21 protein-coding genes and 1 riboswitch are annotated in these 23,850 nt (G+C 71.2%); of the genes, 15 read left to right on the forward strand and 6 right to left on the reverse strand.

Annotated elements, in window-relative coordinates; all coding sequences use genetic code 11:
* Positions 1-22 precede the first annotated feature (22 nt).
* The 4 genes from HS99_RS15850 to gcvT form a co-directional block, all read right to left on the reverse strand.
* The gene (locus HS99_RS15850; RefSeq protein WP_030287046.1) at positions 23-1,390 is read right to left on the reverse strand and encodes an L-serine ammonia-lyase; all 1,368 of its coding nucleotides are present in this window, start codon (positions 1,388-1,390) and stop codon (positions 23-25) included.
* Positions 1,391-1,540: 150 nt separating this feature from the next.
* On the reverse strand, positions 1,541-2,821 hold the full coding sequence (gene glyA / locus HS99_RS15855; protein WP_030287044.1) for a serine hydroxymethyltransferase: 1,281 nt from the start codon (positions 2,819-2,821) through the stop codon (positions 1,541-1,543).
* Between the two features lie 79 nt (positions 2,822-2,900).
* Positions 2,901-3,281: a glycine cleavage system protein GcvH gene (gene gcvH / locus HS99_RS15860; RefSeq protein WP_030287042.1), complete on the reverse strand. Its 381-nt coding sequence runs from the start codon at positions 3,279-3,281 to the stop codon at positions 2,901-2,903.
* Positions 3,282-3,381: 100 nt separating this feature from the next.
* Positions 3,382-4,503: a glycine cleavage system aminomethyltransferase GcvT gene (gene gcvT / locus HS99_RS15865; RefSeq protein ID WP_030287040.1), complete on the reverse strand. Its 1,122-nt coding sequence runs from the start codon at positions 4,501-4,503 to the stop codon at positions 3,382-3,384.
* Between the two features lie 246 nt (positions 4,504-4,749).
* A riboswitch (glycine riboswitch) is annotated at positions 4,750-4,854 on the reverse strand.
* Between the two features lie 186 nt (positions 4,855-5,040).
* On the opposite strand from gcvT, the gene HS99_RS15870 reads away from it, so the two are divergent.
* The 8 genes from HS99_RS15870 (at position 5,041) to HS99_RS15905 (ending at position 14,201) form a co-directional block, all read left to right on the forward strand.
* Positions 5,041-5,850, forward strand: a complete 810-nt coding sequence (locus HS99_RS15870; protein WP_030287038.1) for an enhanced serine sensitivity protein SseB C-terminal domain-containing protein — start codon at positions 5,041-5,043, stop codon at positions 5,848-5,850.
* Between the two features lie 115 nt (positions 5,851-5,965).
* On the forward strand, positions 5,966-6,928 hold the full coding sequence (locus tag HS99_RS15875; protein WP_078867473.1) for an enhanced serine sensitivity protein SseB C-terminal domain-containing protein: 963 nt from the start codon (positions 5,966-5,968) through the stop codon (positions 6,926-6,928).
* 457 nt (positions 6,929-7,385) lie between these two features.
* A complete protein-coding gene (locus HS99_RS15880) occupies positions 7,386-8,375 on the forward strand; it encodes an ABC transporter permease (RefSeq protein WP_030287034.1) in 990 nt (329 codons plus the stop codon).
* A 51-nt stretch (positions 8,376-8,426) separates the two neighbouring features.
* Positions 8,427-10,199 carry an ABC transporter substrate-binding protein gene (locus HS99_RS15885; protein ID WP_030287032.1) on the forward strand — a complete coding sequence of 591 codons (1,773 nt, stop codon included), beginning with the start codon at positions 8,427-8,429 and terminating at the stop codon, positions 10,197-10,199.
* A 99-nt stretch (positions 10,200-10,298) separates the two neighbouring features.
* Positions 10,299-11,309 (forward strand): ABC transporter permease, encoded by a 1,011-nt coding sequence (locus HS99_RS15890; protein WP_030287030.1) that lies wholly within the window; start codon positions 10,299-10,301, stop codon positions 11,307-11,309.
* A complete protein-coding gene (locus HS99_RS15895; protein WP_030287028.1) occupies positions 11,306-12,376 on the forward strand; it encodes an ABC transporter ATP-binding protein in 1,071 nt (356 codons plus the stop codon). Before HS99_RS15890 ends, HS99_RS15895 begins: the two co-directional genes overlap by 4 nt.
* 34 nt (positions 12,377-12,410) lie before the next feature.
* Positions 12,411-13,496, forward strand: coding sequence for an ABC transporter ATP-binding protein (locus HS99_RS15900; protein ID WP_046385507.1), 1,086 nt, complete (start codon positions 12,411-12,413; stop codon positions 13,494-13,496).
* Positions 13,497-13,541: 45 nt separating this feature from the next.
* On the forward strand, positions 13,542-14,201 hold the full coding sequence (locus HS99_RS15905; protein ID WP_030287024.1) for a trimeric intracellular cation channel family protein: 660 nt from the start codon (positions 13,542-13,544) through the stop codon (positions 14,199-14,201).
* Here the strand turns inward: HS99_RS15905 and HS99_RS15910 are convergent.
* Complete coding sequence (locus HS99_RS15910; RefSeq protein ID WP_030287022.1) at positions 14,107-14,883, reverse strand: IclR family transcriptional regulator; 777 nt, start codon at positions 14,881-14,883, stop codon at positions 14,107-14,109. The genes HS99_RS15905 and HS99_RS15910 overlap by 95 nt on opposite strands.
* Before the next feature lie 168 nt (positions 14,884-15,051).
* Here HS99_RS15910 and HS99_RS15915 point away from each other — a divergent pair, with 168 nt between their 5' ends.
* The 3 genes from HS99_RS15915 (at position 15,052) to HS99_RS15925 (ending at position 18,734) form a co-directional block, all read left to right on the forward strand.
* A complete protein-coding gene (locus HS99_RS15915) occupies positions 15,052-16,233 on the forward strand; it encodes a cysteine desulfurase family protein (protein ID WP_030287020.1) in 1,182 nt (393 codons plus the stop codon).
* A 61-nt stretch (positions 16,234-16,294) separates the two neighbouring features.
* Positions 16,295-17,431 carry a tRNA 2-thiouridine(34) synthase MnmA gene (mnmA, locus tag HS99_RS15920; RefSeq protein WP_030287018.1) on the forward strand — a complete coding sequence of 379 codons (1,137 nt, stop codon included), beginning with the start codon at positions 16,295-16,297 and terminating at the stop codon, positions 17,429-17,431.
* Positions 17,432-17,552: 121 nt separating this feature from the next.
* Positions 17,553-18,734 carry an alpha/beta hydrolase family protein gene (locus tag HS99_RS15925; protein ID WP_030553729.1) on the forward strand — a complete coding sequence of 394 codons (1,182 nt, stop codon included), beginning with the start codon at positions 17,553-17,555 and terminating at the stop codon, positions 18,732-18,734.
* Positions 18,735-18,821: 87 nt separating this feature from the next.
* On the opposite strand, the gene HS99_RS46705 is transcribed toward HS99_RS15925, so the two are convergent.
* Positions 18,822-19,616, reverse strand: coding sequence for a class I SAM-dependent methyltransferase (locus HS99_RS46705; RefSeq protein WP_046387365.1), 795 nt, complete (start codon positions 19,614-19,616; stop codon positions 18,822-18,824).
* Between the two features lie 85 nt (positions 19,617-19,701).
* On the opposite strand from HS99_RS46705, the gene HS99_RS15940 reads away from it, so the two are divergent.
* The 4 genes from HS99_RS15940 to HS99_RS15955 all read left to right on the forward strand — a co-directional run bounded on the left by HS99_RS15940 (position 19,702) and on the right by HS99_RS15955 (position 23,764).
* Positions 19,702-20,226, forward strand: a complete 525-nt coding sequence (locus HS99_RS15940; protein WP_030287012.1) for an LOG family protein — start codon at positions 19,702-19,704, stop codon at positions 20,224-20,226.
* 13 nt (positions 20,227-20,239) lie between these two features.
* Entirely contained in the window at positions 20,240-20,938 is a 699-nt protein-coding gene (locus HS99_RS15945) for an SDR family oxidoreductase (RefSeq protein WP_030287010.1), read from the forward strand.
* Positions 20,939-21,529: 591 nt separating this feature from the next.
* Positions 21,530-22,918, forward strand: a complete 1,389-nt coding sequence (locus HS99_RS15950; protein ID WP_030553727.1) for a condensation domain-containing protein — start codon at positions 21,530-21,532, stop codon at positions 22,916-22,918.
* Between the two features lie 39 nt (positions 22,919-22,957).
* Positions 22,958-23,764, forward strand: a complete 807-nt coding sequence (locus HS99_RS15955) for a phytanoyl-CoA dioxygenase family protein (protein ID WP_037830416.1) — start codon at positions 22,958-22,960, stop codon at positions 23,762-23,764.
* Positions 23,765-23,850 lie beyond the last annotated feature (86 nt).

A 23,850-nucleotide genomic window follows, 5' to 3' on the forward strand; every position in this document is an offset into this window, starting at 1 on the left:
GCCGACCGTCAGGCGTCCGTGATCAGCACTCGATGACGTTCACGGCGAGGCCGCCGCGCGAGGTCTCCTTGTACTTGATCTTCATGTCGGCGCCGGTCTCCTTCATCGTCTTGATCGCCTTGTCCAGCGAGACGTGGTGGCGCCCGTCGCCGCGCAGCGCCATCCTGGCCGCGGTGACGGCCTTGACCGACGCCATGCCGTTGCGCTCGATGCAGGGGATCTGGACCAGGCCGCCGACCGGGTCGCAGGTGAGGCCGAGGTTGTGCTCGATGCCGATCTCGGCGGCGTTCTCGACCTGCTCGGGGGTGCCGCCGAGGACCTCGGCGAGGCCGCCCGCGGCCATCGAGCAGGCGGAGCCGACCTCGCCCTGGCAGCCGACCTCGGCGCCGGAGATGGAGGCGTTCTCCTTGAAGAGCATGCCGATGGCGCCGGCTGCGAGCAGGAAGCGGACGATGCCGTCGTCGTCGGCACCCGGGATGAAGTTCAGGTAGTAGTGCAGGGTGGCGGGGATGATGCCCGCCGCGCCGTTGGTGGGCGCGGTGACCACCCGGCGCCCGGAGGCGTTCTCCTCGTTGACCGCCATCGCGTAGAGCGTCACCCACTCCATCGCGTTGGCCGGGCCGATCCCCTCGGCGCGCAGCGCACGCGCTGCCGCGGCGGCCCGGCGGCGGACCTTCAGCCCGCCCGGCAGGATCCCCTCGCGGGTCATCCCGGCCCGCACGCACTCCTGCATCACGGACCAGATCTCCAGCAGACCGGTCCGGATCTCCTCCTCGCTGCGCCAGGCCTTCTCGTTCTCCAGCATCAGGCCGGAGATCGACAGCCCGGTCTCCCGGGTGAGCCGCAGCAGCTCCTCGCCGGTGCGGAAGGGGTAGCGCAGCACGGTGTCGTCGGGCTTGACCCGGTCCGCACCGATCGCGTCCTCGTCCACGACGAAGCCGCCGCCGACCGAGTAGTAGGTCTTCTCCAGCAGCGTGGAGCCGTCCGCCGCGTAGGCCCACAGGGTCATGCCGTTGGCGTGGTACGGCAGCGAGCGGCGCCGGTGCAGGACCAGCTGGGTGTCGGGGTCGAAGTCGACGGGGTGCTCGCCGAGCAGGCTGAGCCGCTTCTCGGCGATGATCCGCTCGACGTCCTTGTCCGCCTGGTCGACGTCGACGGTGCGGGGCGAGTTGTCCTCCAGCCCCAGCAGGACGGCCTTCGGGGTGCCGTGGCCGTGGCCGGTGGCGCCCAGCGAGCCGTACAGCTCGGCGCGCACGCCGGTGACCCGGTCCAGCAGGCCTTCGGAGCGCAGCCGGCGGGCGAACATCCGGGCCGCGCGCATCGGGCCGACGGTGTGGGAACTCGACGGACCGATGCCGATGGAGAAGAGGTCGAAGACGCTGATGGCCACGGGGGACGTCCTTGTCTGGTCTCGTGGAAGGACTTGCGGGCAGGGGGATGACACGGGACGGGGCACCGCGCGCACTGTCCAGTGTGCGCGGTGCCCCGGGGCCGCAGGTGCACCGGCGGGGTGAGGCCGGTCACCTCATCCCGAACGGGATCACTCCTGGCCGGCCAGGTTCGGGTAGAGCGGGTACTTCTCGGCCAGGGCGGTGACCCGGGCCTTCAGGGCGGCGGCGACGGTCTCGTCGAAGGCGGGCTTGAGCGCCTCGGCGATGATGTCGGCGACCTCGCGGAAGTCCTCGGCCTTGAAGCCGCGGGTGGCCAGGGCCGGGGTGCCGATGCGCAGGCCGGAGGTGACCATCGGCGGGCGCGGGTCGTTCGGGACGGCGTTGCGGTTGACGGTGATGCCGACCTCGTGCAGCCGGTCCTCCGCCTGCTGGCCGTCGAGCTGGCTGTTGCGCAGGTCGACCAGGACCAGGTGGACGTCGGTGCCGCCGGACAGCACGGAGGCGCCGGCCTCGGCGACGTCGGCCTGCAGCAGGCGCTCGGCGAGGATCTTGGCGCCCTCCAGGGTGCGCTGCTGGCGCTCCTTGAACTCCTCCGAGGCGGCGACCTTGAAGGCGACGGCCTTGCCCGCGATCACGTGCTCCAGCGGGCCGCCCTGCTGGCCGGGGAAGACCGCGGAGTTGATCTTCTTGGCCCACTCGGCCTTGGACAGGATGACGCCGCCGCGCGGGCCGCCCAGGGTCTTGTGGGTGGTGGTGGTGACCACGTCCGCGTACGGCACCGGGTTCGGGTGCAGGCCCGCGGCCACCAGGCCGGCGAAGTGGGCCATGTCCACCATGAGCAGCGCGCCGACCTCGTCGGCGACCCGGCGGAACTCGGCGAAGTCCAGCTGGCGCGGGTAGGCGGACCAGCCGGCGATGATCAGCTTCGGCTGGTGCTCCTTGGCCAGGCGCTCGACCTCGGCCATGTCGACCTGACCGGTCTTCTCGTCGACGTGGTACGCGACCACGTTGTAGAGCTTGCCGGAGAAGTTGATCTTCATGCCGTGGGTCAGGTGACCGCCGTGGGCCAGGTTCAGGCCCAGGATGGTGTCGCCCGGCTGGATCAGCGCGAACATCGCGGCGGCGTTGGCCTGCGCGCCGGAGTGCGGCTGGACGTTGGCGTGCTCGGCGCCGAACAGGGCCTTGATGCGGTCGATCGCGATCTGCTCGACCACGTCGACGTGCTCGCAACCGCCGTAGTAGCGGCGGCCGGGGTAGCCCTCGGCGTACTTGTTGGTGAGCACCGAGCCCTGGGCCTCCATGACCGCCACCGGGGCGAAGTTCTCGGAGGCGATCATCTCCAGGGTGGTCTGCTGGCGGTGCAGCTCGGCGTCGACCGCGGCGGCGATCTCCGGGTCGAGGGCGTGCAGGGACTGGTTGAGAACCGTCATGGTGTGGTCTTCCCGGGAGGAGGAGGGAAAGGGGCCGGGGCGGGACGGACCGCGCTGCCGCGGCCCGTCCCTGCGGGGCTCAGCCCTGGGGGTTGGTGAGCGCGTCGTACTCGTCGGCGCTGAGCAGCTCGTCAGTGGCCTCGACGCGGACCTTGAACAGCCAGCCGGCCTCGAACGGGGCGCTGTTGACCAGGGCGTTGTCGTCCAGGACGTCCTGGTTGACCTCGGTGACCTCGCCGGTCACCGGGGAGTACAGGTCGCTGACCGACTTGGTGGACTCCAGCTCGCCACAGGTCTCGCCGGCGGTCACGGTGTCGCCGACCTCGGGCAGCTGCACGTAGACGATGTCACCGAGCGCGTCGGCGGCGTGCTTGGTGATGCCGACCGTGGAGACACCGTCCACGGCGGCGGTCAGCCACTCGTGCTCCTTGGTGTACTGCAGGTGCTGGGGGTTGCTCATGGCGTCATTCTCCAGGATGGGAAGCGGGTACGACGCAGCGGGCCGCCGCACGGACGGCTCCGACGTGCGCGTATGGGAAATCGAGGGGTCCTGCGAGGCCTCAGCGGGCGCGCTTGTAGAACGGCAGCGCCACGACCTGGACGGGCTCGTGCTTGCCGCGCACGTCCACGGCGACGGTGGTGCCCGGCTCGGCGTGGGCCGCGTCGACGTAGGCCATCGCGATCGGCTTCCCCAGCGTCGGGGACGGCGCGCCGGAGGTGATCCGGCCGATCGGGGCGCCGTCGGTGGAGACCACCGTGTACTCGGCGCGCGGCACGCGCTTGCCCTCGGAGACCAGGCCGACCAGCACCTTCGGCGGGTTGCTCTCGGCCGCGGCCGCCGCCTGCTCCAGCGCCTTGCGGCCGACGAACGCGCCGTCGTTGGTGGTCTTGTCGAAGCGGACGACCCGGCCCAGGCCCGCGTCGAACGGAGTCAGGTCGGTGGACAGCTCGTGCCCGTACAGCGGCATGCCCGCCTCCAGGCGCAGCGTGTCGCGGCAGGACAGGCCGCAGGGGACCAGGCCGTGGCCCTCGCCCGCGGCGGTCAGCGCCTGCCAGACGGGCTCGGCGTCGACCGGGTGGCAGAAGATCTCGAAGCCGTCCTCGCCGGTGTAGCCGGTGCGGGCCAGCAGCACCTCGCGGCCGGCCACCTTCGCCGGGAGGATCGCGTAGTACTTCAGGCCGGGCAGGTCGGCGTCGGTGGTCTTCGCCAGGATGGCGGTGGCCTCCGGGCCCTGGACGGCGATCAGCGCGTAGGTGTCGCGGTCGTCGGTGACGACGGCGTCGAAGCCCTTGGCGCGGGCGATCAGCTCGTCCAGCACCAGCTGGGCGTTGGAGGCGTTGGCGACCACCAGGAAGGCGTCCTCGCGCAGGCGGTAGACGATCAGGTCGTCCAGGATGCCGCCGTCCTCGGCACAGATCATGGTGTAGCGGGCGCGCAGCACGCCGAGCGCCGAGACGAAGCCGACCAGGGCGTGGTCCAGCATCTCGCCGGCCTGCGGGCCGGTGACGGTGATCTCGCCCATGTGCGAGAGGTCGAACAGGCCGGCCTTGGTGCGGACGGCGAGGTGCTCCTCGCGCTCGCTGCCGTAGCGCAGCGGCATGTCCCAGCCGGCGAAGTCGGTCATGGTCGCGCCGAGGGCGCGGTGCAGCGCGTCGAGCGCGGTGAGGCGGAGGGACGACATGGCCAGGAACTCCTCGGTCGGGGCACTCAGGGGTGCGCGCGCCGGAACCGGACCCGCTCGGGACCGACCCTGCGCGCGGGCATGCGGCGGCGTGGGTCTCCCCATCTGTCGTCGAACCTGAGAGCTTCACCGCCCACCTGCCCGCAGCTGGTGCCAGCATCAGCTGGTTCCAGCATCGGGGACAGGACGGCGGCTTGCACCGTGGGTGGGCGCGCGACAGGGCCGTGCGCCGCTTTCCAGATGTGCCTAACCCGCGCGGTAGGGGGGCCTGAGAGATTCCGGGGAGGACTTGCTCCTTCGGCGCCGGCTGTGCCCCCTGCGGGGCACTCCGGGCTCTCCCGCGCGGGTTCGAGCGGCCGGTGTGGAGTTGTGGGGGCCCGCGGCGCATGCCGTCGGACGCGCACATCATGGCACGTCCGCGCGGAGGAGGGGAGGGGGGACCCGGTCACACGGCACGGAGCCGAACACGAGCCCTAAACTCTTCCGCGTCGGCGCAGCAGTGGGCGGCCGACCCGGCACGAGGGCGGACGGCGGCGCATGGGGTACCCGGTGGAGCAGCAGCAGGGGTGGGACGGGCCGCAGGCGGCGCCGTCGGGCGGCGCGTGGCCGGCGAACGAGCTGGAGCAGGTGCTGACGGCCGCGCTCGGCGACCCGGGGGCGACGCCGCGGGTGATCGAGGTGCTGGCCCGCAGCCAGGTGTGGATCCCGCTGCCGGCCGGGGGCGACCCGAACGGGCAGTCGCTGGACCTGCCGACCGTCGAGCTGGCCGGGGCCCCGTACGTGCCGGTGTTCTCCTCGCAGGAGGTGTTCCTGCAGCAGGCGCCGGGGATGGCCTTCGCGATCGCGCCGGCCTGGGAGTTCGCCCGCGGACTGCCGCTGGGCGTGGGCATCGCGGTCAACCCGGAGGCGGCGGTGGGCATCCCGGTGCCTCCGCAGGGCGTGGCGGAGCTGCGCCGGGGCCCTCGGGAGGCCGCCCGCTGGGAGCACACCGAGAACGCGTCGGAGGCGCCGACCGGCGGCCGGGTGGCGCTGCGCGAGCCGGTGCCGGGCGAGGACCCGGAGCACTTCCTGGCCGCCTGCCGGGCCGAACTGTCGGCCCTGCCGGGTGTCCTGACCGCGCGCCGGGCGCTGGCCAGCATCGAGGGCGAGCCGACCGTGATGTTCGTGGGCGTCCAGCTGGACCCGGCGGCCCCGGCCGACCCGGGGGCGGTGAACGAGGCGCTCGGGCGGGCCCTGGGAACCGCGCCGCTGCCGGGCGGCGTCCACCTCGTGCTGCTCGACCTCGCCGACGACCCGGTGGTCGAGTGGCTGCTGACCCAGGTCATGCCCTTCTACTCGCGGGTGTGAGCGGGGATCCTTCACAGGCACGTCGCCGTGGCGGCGGCCGGTGCCGCGCCATAGGGTGCGTGCAGGCGGCTGACGGGCCGGCGGGTTCAGGAACGAGGCGCGGCGAGGTGGGCGCATGAGTGCGGGAACGGGAGCGGGCGGGGTGCCGGGGCCCTGGGGCCAGGCACCGGCCGGGCGCCCGGGCGCGGATCCGGGCGCGCTGGAGCAGGCCCTGCGCGAGGTCGCGCCGGAGCGCTGGGACGCGTACGAGCGGCTGCTGCACGCGCTGGCCGAGGGCCAGGTCCTGATGCTGCTGTGGCACGGCAGCCCGGGCAGTCCGGACGCCCAGTACGGGAACATGGAGATCAGCGGCCACGGCTACGCGCCGGCCGTCACCTCGCCCGAGCAGCTGACGGCCTCCGGCTGGGCGCGGGCCCACGAGGTCATCTCCGGGCGGGAGATCGCGGCGTCGCTGTACCGCACCCGCTGGGGCCTGTGGCTCAACCCGCACGCGCCGGGCGGCGGGGTCGGGGTGCCGTGGGCGGACCTGCGGCGGATCGCCGCGGGCCTGGACCGGCTGCCGGCCGGTCCGTTGAAGCTGAGCGAGCCGCAGGTGAACGCCCAGCAGTTCTTCGCGCTGCTGGAGCGGCAGGCGGGCGAGGTGCGCGCCGTCCGGGCGCTGCGCCGGGCCTGGGTGCAGCCCTCGGTGGGGGAGCCGTACCTGGCTATCGGCCTCGACCTGTACGAGAGTTCTCCGCCGGCGGTGGAGGCGGTGCGGGCGCTGATGCAGCGGGCGATCGCGGTGGCCCCGGAGGGGCTCGCGGTGTCCACGGTGGCGATGGCGGACGAGTACGACCCGGTGGCGCTGTGGATGCGCGCCAACGCGCGGCCGTTCTTCGACCGGGAGGCGGGCCGCCCGCCGACGGGCCCGTACCCGCCGGTGCCGCCGTACCCGGGGCAGTCGATGCCGGGCCGGCCGATCCCCGGTCAGTCGATGCCCGGGCAGCCGTCTCCGGGGTGGGCTTACGGCACCCAGCCGCCCGCACCGGGCTGGGGGCAGCAGCCCCAGCCGCCGTGGCCCGGATACCCCGGCCGCTGATTGCCAAACCCGCTCTTGTTAAAGCCTTTACCACGAAGCCGACTTGATCCCTGATCAGGTCGGCTTCGGTGCTTTCGGGACGAATTTCCGTTCCGGGTGCCGGCACATCTTGACATGGCAGTTACAGCCGTGTGAAGAGGGATATGCCGAAGATCGGGAAGGTGCATGCGTGCAGATCACAGTTGGGCATCTGTCGCTTGTCAGGGCTGGCGCAAGCCAGTTCGGATGGCAGAGAGTTCTGCGCAACGCATCGCGCGTACTGGAAACCCCACGAAGGTGAACGCGCACGCCGACCGCTCGATCCACGCGACGCCCATCCCGCGTGGAGGCAGTACCCGTGCACGACGTACTGCCGCGAACACCTGCACCTAGCACCTCCGCACGTCCGCAGCCGTACCGCCGAACCGGCGCCCGGCACCCGTGGGCCGGCCACCGTCGGCGAGGGGACCAACTGACCATGACCGCACCCATGACAACCGCCGGGAACGCACCCGAGGCACCCGCCTCCCCGAGCCCGGCCAAGACGATCGAGGGCCGTTCCCTCGGTCGGATCGCCTGGACCCGCTTCAAGCGGGACAAGGCCGCCGTCGCCGGCGGCATCGTGGTGATCCTGCTGATCCTGCTGGCCCTCCTGGCCGGGCCGCTGGAGTCCCTGTTCGGGCTCGACCCCGACCAGCCGAACACCGATCTGCTGGACGCCGACCTCGGTGGACTCCCGCTCGGCGACTGGGGCGGGATGAGCGCGGACCACCCGCTCGGCATCGACCCGCTGCAGGGCCGCGACCTGCTCGCCCGCGTGGTCGACGGCTCCTGGGTCTCCCTGCTGGTCGCCTTCGGCGCGACCGTCCTGTCCAACACCCTCGGCACCGTGCTCGGCGTGATGGCCGGCTACTACGGCGGCTGGGTGGACACCGTGATCAGCCGGTTGATGGACGTCTTCCTGGCGTTCCCGCTGCTGCTGTTCGCCATCGCGATCTCCGCCTCGCTCCAGGGCGGCGCGTTCGGCCTGCACGGCCTCCCGCTGCACATCATGGTGCTGATCTTCGTGATCGGATTCTTCAACTGGCCCTACATGGGCCGGATCGTGCGCGGACAGACCCTCTCGCTGCGCGAGCGGGAGTTCGTCCACGCGGCCCGCAGCCTCGGCGCCCGCGGCCCGTTCATCCTGTTCAAGGAGCTGCTGCCGAACCTGGTCGGCCCGATCCTGGTCTACTCGACCCTGCTGATCCCGACCAACATCCTCTTCGAGGCCGGCCTGAGCTTCCTCGGCGTCGGCATCCAGCCCCCGCAGTCCTCCTGGGGCGGCATGCTCGCCGACGCGAAGAACTACTACCAGGTGGACCCCCAGTACATGGTGGTCCCCGGCCTGGCGATCTTCATCACCGTGCTCGCGTTCAACCTGCTCGGCGACGGGCTGCGTGACGCCCTCGATCCCAAGAGCAACTGACTTCCCGTCAGTACCCTCCTTCCTCCACACCTCAAGGGGTTGATCTCACCCATGCGTAGGTCCCGTACCGTCGCGCTGACCGCCGCGGCCGCCGCCGCGGTCCTGGTCGTCACCGGTTGTTCGTCCAGTTCCAAGAGCGGCGACAGCTCCTCTTCCTCCTCCGGCAACGCGGGCGGCGGCGGTGCCGACGCGGCCACCAAGCAGATCGTCAACGCCTCGGACAAGAAGGGGGGGACGGTCACCTACGAGATGAAGGGCACCCCGGACTCCCTCGACCCGGGCAACACGTACTACGCGTACATCTACAACTTCTCGCGCCTGTACGGCCGTCCGCTGACCACCTTCAACCCGGCCGCCGGCGCGGACGGCAACAAGCTGGTCCCGGACCTCGCCGAGTCGATGGGCCAGCCCAGCGCGGACGGCCTGACCTGGACGTACAAGCTGCGCGCGGGCCTGAAGTACGACGACGGCACCCCGATCACCTCCAAGGACGTCAAGTACGCCGTGGAGCGCTCGAACTACGCGCCCGAGGTGAACTCCAACGGCCCGACGTACTTCCACGACCTGCTGGTCGACAACCCGACGCCGTACCAGGGCCCGTACAAGGACAAGACCGGCGACCTGAAGTCGATCGAGACCCCGGACGACACCACGATCGTCTTCCACCTGCAGCACCCCTTCGCCGACTTCGACTACCTGGTCAGCGCCCCGCAGACCGCGCCGGTCCCGCAGGCCAAGGACACCGGTGCCGACTACGTGAAGCACATCATGTCCTCGGGCACCTACAAGTTCGAGTCCTACGAGGACGGCAAGCAGGCCGTCCTGGTCCCGAACACCAACTGGGACAAGAGCACTGATCCGATCCGCAAGCAGCTGTCGGACAAGATCGTGCTCAAGATGAACATCGACCAGGCCACCATCGACAAGGACCTGCTGGCCGGCAACGCCCAGGTCGACCTGGTGGGCGGCGGCGTCGACCCGCAGACCCAGGCGCAGATCCTGCGCGACCCGAAGCTCAAGGCCAAGACCGACAACGCCTACGGCGGCCGCCTGGTCTACATGGCGATCAACACCAAGGTCGCGCCGTTCGACAACATCGACTGCCGCAAGGCCGTCCAGTACGCGATCGACAAGGTCGCGGTGCAGACCGCGCTCGGCGGACCGATCCGCGGCCAGGTGGCCAACACCGTGCTCCCGCCGGACATCCCGGGCCACCAGGACTTCAACCTGTACGAGACCAAGGACAACAAGGGCGACCAGGCCAAGGCCAAGGAATCCCTGAAGGCCTGCGGCAAGGAGGGCGGCTTCAGCACCGTCCTGACCGCCCGCACCGAGCGTGCCACCGAGGTCGCCGCGGCCACCCAGATCCAGGCGCAGCTGAAGAACATCGGCATCAACGCCGAGATCCAGCAGTTCCCGCAGGGCAAGTACCTGACCGACTCGGCCGGTGCCCCGCAGTTCACCGAGGACCACAACATCGGTCTGATGATGATGCAGTGGGGGGCCGACTGGCCGACCGGCTACGGCTTCCTGCAGCAGGTCGTCGACGGTCGCGCGATCAAGCCGTCCGGCAACACCAACATCGCCCAGCTGAACGACCCGGCCGTCAACAAGATGATCGACGACGCCGCGATCAACCCCGACCGGGCCGCCCGCGAGAAGATCTACGGCGACATCGACAAGAAGGTCATGGAGTCCGCGGTCTACGTCCCGCTGACCGACTTCAAGGTCTTCCTGTACCGCCCGGACAACGCCACCAACGTCGCCTCCACCTCGGCCTTCTCGGGTGAGTACGACTACCTGAACATCGGCACCACCAAGTAAAGAGCCTGGCTCCGCATCCCTGAAGGCAGGTGAAGGCAGCGGCGCCCGCCGCCGTCCGGCAGATCCCGGACGGCGGCGGGCCGCCGGAGCCGCCCAACTGTGTTTGCCTACATCATCCGCAGGATCTTCGCGGCCGCGGCGTTGCTGCTGGTCGTCAGCGCGGTCACCTTCGCGATCTTCTTCCTGCTTCCGCGCTTCGCCGGCGAGACCGCCGACCAGCTGGCCGCGCAGTACATCGGGAAGAACCCGTCGCCCGAGGCGATCGCGGCGGTCAAGAAGAACCTGGGCTTCGAGCAGCCGCTGTACACCCAGTACTGGCACTTCCTGAAGGGGCTGGTCAGCGGCGCCGAGTACAAGTTCGGCCCGGAACCGGCCACCTGCCACGTGCCCTGCTTCGGCTACTCCTTCAAGAACCACCTGGAGGTCTGGCCGGAGATGACCAGCCGGATCCCGGTGACCATCTCGCTCGCCATCGGCGCGGCGGTGCTCTGGCTGGTCTCCGGTATCACCACCGGCGTGATCTCCGCGCTCAAGCCGCGGTCGGTCTTCGACCGGCTCTCCATGGGCGTCGCCCTGGCCGGCGTCTCGCTGCCGGTCTTCTTCACCGGCGCCCTGCTGCTGACGGTGTTCAGCTACGAGTGGCCGATCCTGGACAACTTGCACTACGTCGACTTCACCGAGGACCCGCTGATGTGGGCCCGCAACCTGATCCTCCCGTGGATCTCGCTGGCCTTCCTCTACTCCGCGCTCTACGCCCGGCTCACCCGCGCCGGGATGCTGGAGACGATGAGCGAGGACTACATCCGCACCGCCCGGGCCAAGGGCCTGGTCGAGCGCAAGGTGGTCGTCAAGCACGGACTGCGCTCCGCGCTCACCCCGATCGTCACCATCTTCGGCATGGACCTCGGCCTGCTGCTCGGCGGTGCGCTGATCACCGAGCAGGTCTTCTCGCTCAACGGCGTCGGCCAGTTCGCCGTCCAGGCGATCAACGACAACGACCTGCCCAAGGTCCTCGGCGTCACGCTGCTCGCCGCCTTCTTCATCGTCGTCTGCAACCTCGTGGTCGACCTCCTGTACGCCCTCGTCGACCCCCGCGTGAGGCTCTCGTGACCGACCTCCAGAAGACCCCGGCGGACTCCGCTCCCGCTCCTCTGGGAGACCCGTTCCTGTCCGTCCGCGACCTGCGGATCCACTTCGACACCGACGACGGCCTGGTCCGCTCGGTGGACGGGGTCAGCTTCGACCTGCACAAGGGCCGCACCCTGGGCATCGTCGGCGAGTCCGGCTCCGGGAAGTCGGTCACCTCGCTCGGCATCATGGGCCTGCACCGCTCCAAGCGGGCCCGGATCAGCGGTGAGATCCTGCTCGACGGCGAGGACCTGATCGCGGCCGGACCGGACCGGGTGCGCCAACTGCGCGGCCGCGAACTGGCGATGATCTTCCAGGACCCGCTGACCGCGATGCACCCGTACTACACGGTCGGCGCGCAGATCATCGAGGCCTACCGGGTGCACCACCCGAAGGCCACCAAAAAGGAGGCCAGGGCCCGGGCCGTCGAGATGCTCGACCGGGTCGGCATCCCGCAGCCCGACCGCCGGCTGGACGACTACCCGCACCAGTTCTCCGGCGGCATGCGCCAGCGCGCGATGATCGCCATGGCCCTGGTCAACGACCCCTCGCTGCTGATCGCCGACGAGCCCACCACCGCCCTGGACGTCACCGTCCAGGCGCAGATCCTGGACCTCATCCGCGACCTCCAGGAGGAGTTCGGCTCCGCCGTCATCATCATCACCCACGACCTCGGGGTGGTCGCCGAGCTCGCCGACGACATCCTGGTCATGTACGGCGGCAAGTGCGTCGAGCGCGGACCCGCCGCGAGCCTCTTCGACGCGCCCGAACACCCCTACACCTGGGGCCTGCTGGGCTCGATGCCGCGGCTGGACCGGGAGTTGCAGGAACGGCTCGTCCCGGTGAAGGGCACCCCGCCCAGCCTGATCAACGTGCCGTCCGGCTGCGCGTTCCACCCGCGCTGCCCGTACGCCGCCCTGACCGGCGGGCGCTCCACGAGCGAGGTCCCGGTGCTGACCGAGGCCGCGCCCGGGCACCACGCGGCCTGCCACCTGGCGGCCGACGAGCGGCACCGCATCTTCACCGAAGAGATCGCGCCCCGGCTGTGAGCCCGGCCCCGTACCACCTTTCTGGAGAGAACCGATGACGGACACTCAGGGGGCGACCATCCCTTCGCCGGCACCCGCGCCCGAGCGCGAGCCGCTGCTGAAGGTGACCGGCCTGACCCGGCACTTCCCGATCCGCGGCGGACTGCTCCGGCGCCAGACCGGCGCGGTGCGGGCCGTCGACGGCATCGACTTCACGGTCAACGCCGGTGAGACGCTGGGCGTCGTCGGCGAGTCCGGCTGCGGCAAGTCCACGATGGGGCGGCTGATCACCCGGCTCGACGAACCCACCGGCGGGAAGATCCAGTTCGAGGGCACCGACATCACCCACCTGGGCGTCGGCGCGATGCGGCCACTGCGCCGCGACATCCAGATGATCTTCCAGGACCCGTACTCCTCGCTGAACCCGCGGCACACCGTCGGCACCATCGTCAGCGCGCCGTTCAGGCTCCAGGGCGTCCAGCCGGAGGGCGGCGTCAAGAAGGCCGTGCAGGACCTGCTGGAGCTGTGCGGGCTCAGCCCCGAGCACTACAACCGCTACCCGCACGAGTTCTCCGGCGGCCAGCGCCAGCGCATCGGCATCGCCCGGGCGCTCGCGCTGAAGCCGAAGATGATCGTCGCGGACGAGCCGGTCTCGGCGCTCGACGTGTCGATCCAGGCGCAGGTGGTCAACCTGCTGGACGACCTCCAGCAGGAGCTCGGCCTGACCTACCTGATCATCGCGCACGACCTCTCGGTGGTGCGGCACGTCTCCGACCGGGTGGCGGTGATGTACCTCGGCAAGATCGTCGAGATCGCCGACCGCGACTCGCTCTACCGCAGCCCGATGCACCCGTACACCAACGCCCTGATGTCGGCCGTCCCCGTGCCGGACCCGCGCCGGCGCCAGAGCGGCGGCCGCGAGCGCATCCTGCTCAAGGGCGACGTGCCCTCGCCGATCAACCCGCCGAGCGGCTGCCGGTTCCGCACCCGCTGCTGGAAGGCGCAGGACGTGTGCGCGAGCCGGGAGCCGCTCCTGACGGCGCTCGAGACCGGGCACCAGGTGGCCTGCCACTTCCCTGAGCGGAGCGAGGGGAACGATGGGCACAGCCCTGAGAATGCGCCGGAGAATCAGGGTTCCTAGGTTCGAATCGGAGGGGAAGGTTTCGCGACAGGTCATAGTTGTAGGGTGACCTCGCAGATCTTCCCCTCCGACGTCCAGCAGTCGCTCGACCTGGCCGGCATATTCGTCTTCGCCCTCTCCGGGGGGCTGCTCGCCGTCCGCAAGAACATGGACATCTTCGGGATCTGTGTGCTCGCGGAGGCCACCGCCCTGGGCGGCGGGGTGATCCGCGACCTGGTCATCGGGGCCACGCCGGTGGCCGCCTTCAGCAACTTCGGCTACTTCGTGACCCCGCTCGCGGCCGCACTGGTGGTGTTCTTCCTGCACCCCGAGGTCGAGCGGATCAACCGCGCGGTGCAGACCCTGGACGCCCTCGGCCTCGGGCTGTTCTGCGTCACCGGCACCGCCAAGGCGCACGACTACGGGCTGGGCGCGGTAGCCGCGATCGCGCTCGGCATGGTGACCGCGGCCGGCGGCGGCGTGATCCGCGACGTGCTGGCCGGGGAGATCCCCTCGCTGCTGCGCTGGGACCGCGAGATCTACGCCGTCCCGGCCCTGGTCGGCGCTGCCCTGGTGGCCGCGCTGATCGGCGCGAACCGGCTCACCGGCGCCACCGGCACGGCCGCCGCGCTCACCGCCTTCGGGCTGCGGATGCTCGCCCTGAGGTACGGCTGGCGCGCCCCGCGGGCCTGGCACCGCAACGGTTCTCGCACCAGCGAGGAGTAGGCGAGCCGCCGTACGCGAGGGAGATCGCCTCGGCCGTGCAGAGCAGCTCCGGCAGCATCCGGGCCAGTTCGGCCGGCGCCACCTGGCTGGCCGGGGCGCTCAGCGCGCAGGCCGCGACCGTCCGCCCGCCGCTGCCCGCGACCGGCGCGGCCACGCAGGTCACCGGCTCCCGGTGCTCGGCCGACTCGGCCGCCCAGCCCCGGCGGCGCACCGCCGCCAGCTCGGCCGGCAGCTCCTCCTCGCGGGTGCCGTCCTCCGGCAGCCCGGCGAGCAGCACCCGCCCGACCGCCGTCCCGGTCACCGGGGCGCGGCGTCCGATCCGGGGCGGCAGGGCGGTGGGCGGCGGGCCCACCTCGTCCAGGTAGAGCACCTCGCCGTCGTGCAGCACGGCCAGCTGGACGGTGTAGCCGCAGCGGGCGTTGAGCGCGGCGAGGTACGGCGCGGCGACCTGCCGGACGTCGAAGTCCTCCAGTGCGCGGTGTGCCAGCGAGAGCACCCGGCCGCCGACCCGGTAGCGCAGGTCGGGCTGGCGCCGGACGAATCCGTGCTCCTCCAGGGTGCGCAGCAGCCGCAGCGCGGTGGACTTGTGCACCCCGAGGCTGCTCGCGGCCTGATCCAGCGAGAGCGGTCCGTCGCCGAGCGAGCCGAGCAGCGTCAGTGCGCGGTCGACCGACTGCGACATGGACGCCCCCCTGGATCGTTCGAGAAGTGTTCGTCAGGCTAACCGCTGGGCGGCACAGTGGTACAAACCAGTGCCGGACGCCGTCGTCCGGATCAGTGGCCGGATCGGTGGCCGGATCGGTGCGCACCGGGTGGGGCCCCGGGTCGCGGCCTCTACAATCGGATGGTTATGCCATACCTGGACCATGCGGCGACCACGCCGATGCTGCCCGAGGCGATCGCCGCGATGACGGCGCACCTGGGGGTGGTCGGCAACGCCTCGGCCCTGCACGCGGCCGGCCGCCGGGCCCGCCGGGTGGTCGAGGAGTCCCGCGAGTCGCTGGCCGAGTCGCTGGGCGCCCGCCCGAGCGAGATCGTGTTTACCGGCGGGGGCACCGAGTCGGACAACCTGGCGGTCAAGGGCTTGTACTGGTCCCGCCGGGGCGCCGATCCGGCCCGCACCCGGGTGCTGTCCAGCCCGGTCGAGCACCACGCGGTGCTCGACGCGGTGCACTGGCTCTCCGAGCACGAGGGCGCGACGGTCGAGTACCTGCCGGTGGACGGGTACGGCCGGGTGCACCCCGCGGAACTGCGGGCGGCGATCGAGCGCGACCCCGCGTCGGTGGCCCTGGTCACCGTGATGTGGGCCAACAACGAGGTCGGCACCGTCCAGCCGGTGCGCGAACTCGCCGCCGTGGCCGCCGAGTACGGCATCCCGATGCACGCCGACGCGGTGCAGGCGCTGGGCCAGGTCCCGGTCTCCTTCGCCGAGTCGGGGCTCACCGCGCTCACCGTCACCGGCCACAAGATCGGCGGCCCGTTCGGCATCGGCGCGCTGCTGCTCTCCCGCGGCGCCACGCCCGTACCGCTGCTGCACGGCGGCGGCCAGGAGCGCGACGTGCGCTCCGGCACCCTGGACGCCCCCGCCGCCGCCGGCTTCGCGGCCGCCGCGGCCTGGGCCGTCGAGCACCGGGCCGAGCACGCGGTGACGCTGGGCGCGCTGCGCGACGAGCTGGTGGCCGGGGTGCTGGCGGCCGTCCCGGACGCGGTGCTCAACGGCGACCCGGCGGCGGAGGGCAGGCTGCCCGCCAACGCCCACTTCTCCTTCCCCGGCTGCGAGGGCGACGCCCTGCTGATGCTGCTGGACGCCCAGGGCATCGAGTGCTCCACCGGCTCGGCCTGCTCGGCCGGGGTGCCGCAGCCCAGCCACGTGCTGCTCGCGATGGGCGTCGACCCGCTGCTGGCGCGCGCCTCGCTGCGGTTCTCGCTCGGGCACACCTCGGTGCGCGAGGACGTCACGGCGCTGACGGCCGCGATCGGCCCGGCCGTGCAGCGGGCCCGCAACGCCGGGCTGGTGACCGTACGCCGGTAGTCCGTACGGGGAGAGGGCCCGCCCTGGGCATGTCCGGCGGCCCCGTACGCTTGTACTCACCATGACTGACTTCCCGGGTGCCCCGACCACTCCGTCCACCGGCCGCCTGCGCGTGCTCGCGGCGATGTCCGGCGGAGTCGACTCCGCCGTCGCCGCCGCCCGCGCCGTCGAAGCCGGGCACGAGGTGACCGGCGTCCACCTGGCGCTCTCCGCCAACCCGCAGTCCTTCCGCACCGGCGCGCGCGGCTGCTGCACCATCGAGGACTCCCGGGACGCCTGGCGGGCCGCCGACGTGATCGGCATCCCCTTCTACGTCTGGGACCTCGCCGAGCGCTTCCGCGAGGACGTGATCGACGACTTCGTCGCCGAGTACGCGGCCGGACGGACCCCGAACCCCTGCCTGCGCTGCAACGAGAAGATCAAGTTCGCCGCGCTGCTGGACAAGGCGATCGCGCTCGGCTTCGACGCCGTCTGCACCGGCCACTACGCCCGGATCGTCGACCTCCCGTCCGGCGAGCGCGAGCTGCACCGCGCGGTGGACGGCGCCAAGGACCAGTCCTACGTCCTCGGCGTGCTCGACGCCGACCAGCTCGCCCACTCCCTCTTCCCGCTCGGTGACACCACCAAGGAGGAGATCCGGGCGGAGGCCGAGCGCCGCGGCCTGGCCGTCGCCAAGAAGCCCGACAGCCACGACATCTGCTTCATCGCCGACGGCGACACCCAGGGCTTCCTGGCCCGGCACCTCGGCACCGCCACCGGCGACATCCTCGACGTCGACGGCACCAAGCTCGGCGAGCACGACGGCGCCTACGGCTTCACCATCGGCCAGCGCAAGGGCCTGCGGATCGGCCGCCCGGCCGCCGACGGCAAGCCGCGCTACGTCCTCGACATCTCCCCGGTGAACAACACCGTCACCGTCGGCCCCGTCGAGGGCCTCGACGTCACCGCCCTGACCGCCATCCGCCCCCGCTGGTGCGGCACCGAGCCCCTCACCGAGGGCCGCTACACCGCCCAGCTCCGCGCCCACGGCGAGGAGGTGCCCGTCTCCGCCTCGATGGTCGGCGACACCCTCCACGTCCGCCTCGACGCCCCGGCCCGCGGCATCGCCCCCGGCCAGGCAGTGGTGCTCTACGACGGCACCCGCGTCATCGGCTCCGCCACCATCGCCACCACCGAGCGCCCGGCCGTCAACGCCTGAGCGGGCCATGGCGGCGTCATCCGAATGGATGACGCCGCTGAATCGCCCGGATGGCCGTGGCCGGAGAAGGCATCCATCGGGCTGATTCGAGGGTGCGGGCGGCGAACCTAACGTCAGGGGCATGAACCGATCCCGCCGCATCGCGGCCGTCGCCGCCCTTGTGCTCGCTCTGCCGCTTCCGATGGCCGGGGCCGCGATGGCCTCGCCGTCGCCGTCCGCAACTACGGCTGCCGCCGCGGCCGTTGCCCCTGCCGCCTTCCACGCCGAGCTGCCCCGCCCGACCGGGCGGTACGCGGTGGGGGAGGAGGTGCTGCACCTGACCGACCACAGCCGCACCGACCCCTGGGTGCCCTCGGCCGGGCCGCGGCAGCTGGCGGTCTCGATGTTCTACCCGGCCCGGCCCGGCACCGGCGAGCCCGCTCCGTACATGACCCTCGGCGAGGCACAGGGCTTCGTGGCGACGCGGGTTCCGGCGGGTACCGGACTGCAGCCGCAGGACGTTGTGAACATCGACACCCACGCCTACACCGGCGCGAAGGCCGCGGGCGGGAAGTTCCCGCTGGTGGTCCTCTCCCCGGGCTTCGAGAACCCCCGCGCCACGCTGACCGGCCTGGCCACCGACCTGGCCGGTCACGGCTACGTGGTGGCCCTGGTCGGCCACACCCACGAGGACTCCGGCGAGACCCTCGCCGACGGCAGCACCCCCGGCTGCGCGCTGTGCGACACCGGCGCACCGGACTCGCTCCCGGACAGTCGGGCGAAGGACGTCTCCTTCGTCCTGGACCAACTGACCGGGCACCACCCGGCCTGGCGCCTGGCGCACCTGATCGACCGCGACCGCGTCGGCATGGCCGGGCACTCGATCGGCGGCGCGTCGGCGCTGACGGCGATGGCCGAGGACCGGCGCATCCTGGCCGGGGTGAACATGGACGGAGCGTTCTGGCCGCCGATTCCGACCGACAAGCTCGAGGGACGCGCGTTCCTCCTGCTCGGCAAGCAGAGCGACCACGCCGTCGGCGGCGGGGAGACGTCCTGGGGGCGGACCTGGGCGGGTTGGGAGGGCTACAAGCCCTGGCTGGCCGTCGCGGGCACCAACCACTCCAGCTTCACGGACGTCCCGGTCCTGGCCGCCGCGGCCGGCCTGCCGTTCCCCCCGGGGACGACCACCTCGCCGGAGCGCGGGATGCAGCTGACCCGGGAGTACGTCGGAGCCTTCTTCGACCAGTCCCTGAAGGGAATCCACCAGCCCTTGCTCGACGGCCCGTCGGCGGCGAACCCGGAGGTGCTCTTCCAACACCCGTGATCGTCTCGCATCCGAAGCCATGACGGGCGACACCTGCTGTGACCCGGTGGCCTGCTCGGCGAGCGGGCCGCCGGGCGAACACATCCCTCACTGCACCCGGCGGTACCACCGCCGGTGCACCAGCGGCTCCACGCACAGCACGGCGCCGCCCGCGACCGCGCCGACCAGCAGGCCGGACGCGCCGCCGCCGTTGAGCACCGCGCCGAGACAGCCGGCGGCGACCGCGAGGGGGCGCAGCAGGGTCAGCGGGCCGAGGCCGATGACCATCGCGAGTGTGCCGGCGCGGAACGGCAGGGTGAAGTAGGCGGCGAGGGAGAGGAGTACGGCGGCGGCGTAGGGGATGAGCGGGAGCAGGAATCCGTTGCCACCGGCGGCCAGGGTGGCGTAGGTCCGGGCGTGGTCGGGGGCCGTCAGCAGGAGCATGACGGCGGTCAGCGCGGAGGCGAGCAGCAGCAGGGCTCCGACGGCCGTCCCGCGCAGGGCGGCCCGGACGGCAGGCCGGTGCTTGCCGGTGGCGGCCAGCCAGCGGACCAGGTAGCCGAGGCCGCATCCGATGTCGACCAGGCGGTACGGCCCGGGCTGTCCGGTGGCCGTCCGGATCGCGGTGAAGAGCGGGCCGAGTACGTGGACCAGGCGTTCGCCGATGCGGAGTTCCTCGCTCAGCTGCTGGAGTTCGGTGTGCACGCTGATCAGCAGGCCGTCCACGGCGTCGGGGTCGAGTACGCCGTCCCCGTCGACGGGCAGTCCGCCGACGATCCGGGCCGCGCGTTCGTCCCCGCTCGCGCGCAGTTGCCGGACGACATCGGCGCGCCGGACCGGGAGCCGCCGGCCGTTGCGCGGCTCCACGGCCGTGATCAGGTCGGATATCTCGAGGTGACGCACGCGGTGCACTTTAGGGGACGGCTACGGGGGCGGGGCGTAATGCCGGTGAGCGGGGGCGGGCGGGCGTGATAGACCAGACGGCACTATGAATATCTGCGTCTTCTGCTCCGCGTACTCGCTCGACGACCGTTACTCCGCCCCCGCCGCCGAGTTCGCCCGGCTCCTCGGCGAGGGTGGCCACACCCTGGTGTGGGGAGGCTCGAACGCCGGACTGATGGGTCTGCTCGCCGACGAGGTGAAGGCGGCGGGCGGGCGGCTCGTCGGGGTGATGGTCGAGATGCTGAAGCACAAGGGGTACGTCGGCGCCGACGAGCTGGTGGTGACCCGCGACCTCGCCGAGCGGAAGGCGGAGCTGGCGGCCCGCGCGGACGCCATCGTCGTCCTGGTCGGCGGGATGGGCACCATGGACGAGGTCACCGAGGTGGTGGAGCTCAAGAAGCACGGGATGTTCGACAAGCCGGTCGTCGTCCTGGACACCGAGGGCTTCTACTCGGGGCTGCGCACCCAGCTGGAGCGGATGGACGCCGAGGGCTTCCTGCCGCGCCCGCTCACCGAGCTGATCACCTTCGCCGACACGCCCGCCGAGGTGTTCGCGCAGCTCAAGGCCTGAGAGGATCGGATCCATGGCTGCACATCTGATCACCGGCGCCGGTTCCGGCATCGGCGCCGCCCTGACCGAGAAGCTCGCCGAGCGCGGGGACGAGCTCTGGCTGCTCGCCCGTGACGCCCGCCGGGCCGCCGAACTGCGCGACCGCTTCCCGGGCGCCAACACCCTGGTCGGGGACCTCGGCGACCCGGGCAAGCTGTCCTGGGCGTTCGGGCACCAGGCGCTGCCCGTCACCCTCGACTCGCTGCTGCACGTCGCGGGCACGGTCGAGCTGGGGCCGGTCGGCGACCTGCCGGTGAAGGCCTGGCAGGAGACGCTGAACGTCAACCTGCTCGCGCCCGCCGAACTGACCCGTCTGCTGCTGCCCTCGCTGCGGCAGTCCAAGGGCCACGTGGTGTTCGTCAACTCCGGCGCCGGCCTCACCGCCCACGCCGAGTGGTCGGCGTACGCGGCCAGCAAGCACGGTCTGAAGGCGCTCGCCGACGCGCTGCGCCAGGAGGAGCACGCGAACGGCGTGCGGGTCACCTCGGTCTACCCGGGCCGCACCGCCACCGCCATGCAGGCCAAGGTGCACCAGCAGGAGGGCAAGGAGTACGACGCCAGCCGCTGGATCGAGCCGGCATCCGTGGCCAAGGCGATCATCGCCGCCCTGGACGCCTCCCGGGACGCCGAGATCACGGAGATCACCGTCCGCCCGGGGCCCGGCGCGCGGTGAGGGGCAGAACCGACCCCTCGACTCCGTCCACCCGGTGATCTCCATCGACCGCGTGCACATGAAGGTCCGCGAAGACCGGGTCCAAAACCCGTTCTCGTGGGGGGTGGGCCCGGTAGCGGGCCCACCCCGGCCGCCTCGCCCTGATCGGCTGCATCATCTCGGGACACCACCGCTCATCCCGCTCGCCCCGCTCAACCCCCTCCTCCGTTACGGGAGTATTTCGGGCGAAGCGCCAAGTCGATCACGAGAGCAGCGGCCGCCGAGGGACCGTGACCGACGTTCCCATGCATCTCTGAATAAGCATCAATTATGGTCACTAAAGGCAAAGTTCAGAGTTTGAAATTCGACAGGGCGGGGAACGCGAGCTTAGCTCCCGGTTGTGACGGATGGTGGTCAAAGGGGCTTGCGCGGTGCCCTGGGACGGGCGAAGATGGTCAGGTCCCCGACAGGGCGACGGAGGGGCACCGTCGCGATGCGATTCCGCGTCGTCCCCTTTCCCGCTTTTCGGGCCGACCGGATCAGTGAGGGCCCTCGTTTCCCTTCAGAACCAGCGATCCCTCTTCGTTTGGCAAGCCCGTTGGGAGTAGTCGCGTGATCCAGGCATCGCTGACCCAGCAGCGATTGTGGTTCCTAAATCAGTTGGAAGAATCCAATGGCACCTGGAACGTCCCCGTCGCGGTGCGGCTGCGCGGTCCCGTGGACCACGATGCGCTGACAACGGCCTTACGGAGAACGGTCATCCGGCAGAGCACGCTGCGGACGGTGTTCGTCGACGTGGGTGGCGTTCCCTGGCAGCGGATCCTGGAGCCGAGCGAGGTGCACGTCCCGCTGGAGATTCTCACGGCGCCGGCCACCCGTTCCGAGTTGGCCGAGCGGCTGACCGCCGAGTCCCTTCGCGGTTTCCATCTGGCCGAGGAACTCCCCTTACGCGCACGGCTCTTCATTCTCGGGCCACAGGATCACGTCCTGCTCCTGGTAATGCACCACATCGCGATGGACGGATGGTCCCTGGGGCCGCTCTTCCGCGACATGTCGGCCGCTTATCGCGCCGCGATCGAGGGGCGGGAGCCCTTGTGGGAACCCCTCCCGGTCGAGTACACCGACTACGCGGAATGGCAGCGCGAACTGCTCGGGCAGGCGTCGGACCCGAATAGTCTCATCAGCCGCCAACTCCTGTACTGGAAAGGGTCGCTCGCCGGAATTCCGGACGAGATCCCCCTGCCTTTCGACCGCCGGCGTCCGGCGGTCCCCTCGCGCCACGGCGCCGTCGTCCCTCTGCACCTGGACGCGGAGCTGCACGAGTCGTTGGCCGCGATGGCCAAGCGGGCCGGTGCCAGCCCCTTCATGGTGTTCCACGCCGCCCTGGCGGCGACGCTGACCCGCCTCGGCGCCGGACACGACATTCCCATCGCGGTCCCCACCGCCGGCCGCGTCGACGAGGCCCTGGACGACCTGGTCGGATTCTTCATCAACACGCTCGTGGTGAGAGCGGACACCTCCGGCGACCCGACCTTCGAGGAGTTGCTGACCCGGGTCCGGGACGCCGCCCTGGGGGCCTTCAGCCATCAGGACGTGCCGTTCGACCGGCTGGTCGAGGAGCTGAACCCGCGTCGCTCACTGTCCCGGCAGGCCTTCTTCCAGGTCGTGCTCGACGTGACCGAGAAGGGTGACTCCACCCTCCGCCTGCCGGGTGTGGAATGCCTGGACCAACCCGTCGAATTCCCCGTCGTGCGCTTCGACATGTGGCTCGGTCTGACCGAGCTGAAGGGTCCGGACGGGGAGTGCCGAGGAGTCGTCGGAGAACTGCTGTACAGCACCGACCTCTTCGATCGCGCCACCATGCAGAACCTCGTGGAGAAGTTCCTCGCGCTGTTGCGGGCCGCCGCGGCCGAGCCGGAGCTCCGGCTGACGTCGATGAACTCCCCGCGAAAGCTCAGAGCCGTTCAGAGGAAACCGGTCAAACTCCAGCCGACAACGTAGTCCACCACCGATCCCCGGGGGAAAACCATCGTGATCGACGTGACAAGGGTTCCGGAAGCCGCGACGCCAGAGACCGCCAAGAGCGTCTACGAGCGGGAGGGCTGGCTACTGGCGCCGCACACCCTGGACGCGGAACTCGTCGCGGGCATCACCGCCCGCATCGAGGAACTGAGCGCGCAGGAGCGGCCCGAGGCGGTGTACGAGAAGGGCACCCGCACCTTACGGGCCATCCACGGCTGTCATCTGTTCGACGACCTCTGCCGGCGGCTCGTGCGGCTGCCCGCGCTGCTCGGACTCGCCGAGGAACTGCTCGGTGAGCCGGTGTACGTGTACCAGTTCAAGGTCAACATGAAGCAGCCGAGGGAGGGCGTCGCCTGGCCCTGGCACCAGGACTACTCCTTCTGGCACCACGAGGACGGAATGGTCGCCGACAAGGCGGTCAACATCGCGATCCACCTCGACGAGGTGCACGCGAAGAACGGTCCGCTGCAGATCGTGCCGCGCACCCATCACCTGGGCCTGCTCGACAAGGAGCCGAGCGGGGGCGGGGGCGACTGGCGCAACCACGTCTCGGCGGACCTGGAGTACACGGTTCCCGACCAGGTCGCCGACGACCTCGTGGGCGAGTACGGCCTCATGCACGCCACCGGCCCGAAGGGGGCGATCTACGCCTTCCATCCGACGCTGGTCCACTCGTCCACCGACAACCTCTCGGACGACCGCCGGGCCCTGCTCCTGGTGACGTACAACGCCGTCAGCAACGCCCCCGAGCGGCTGAGCCGGCCCGAGTTCCTCGTGAGCAGGGACACCACCCCACTGACCCCGGTGGCGGCGAACACCCTCTGACCGGCGATGGGCGCGGCAGCGTCCGACCGCCGTCGCGCGTGCTCCCTTCCGGCGGCGCGCCCGTCCCCCGCGCACTTCCCGCGTTC

It is taken from the genome of Kitasatospora aureofaciens (genome assembly GCF_001188955.3).
Classification (GTDB): domain Bacteria; phylum Actinomycetota; class Actinomycetes; order Streptomycetales; family Streptomycetaceae; genus Kitasatospora; species Kitasatospora aureofaciens.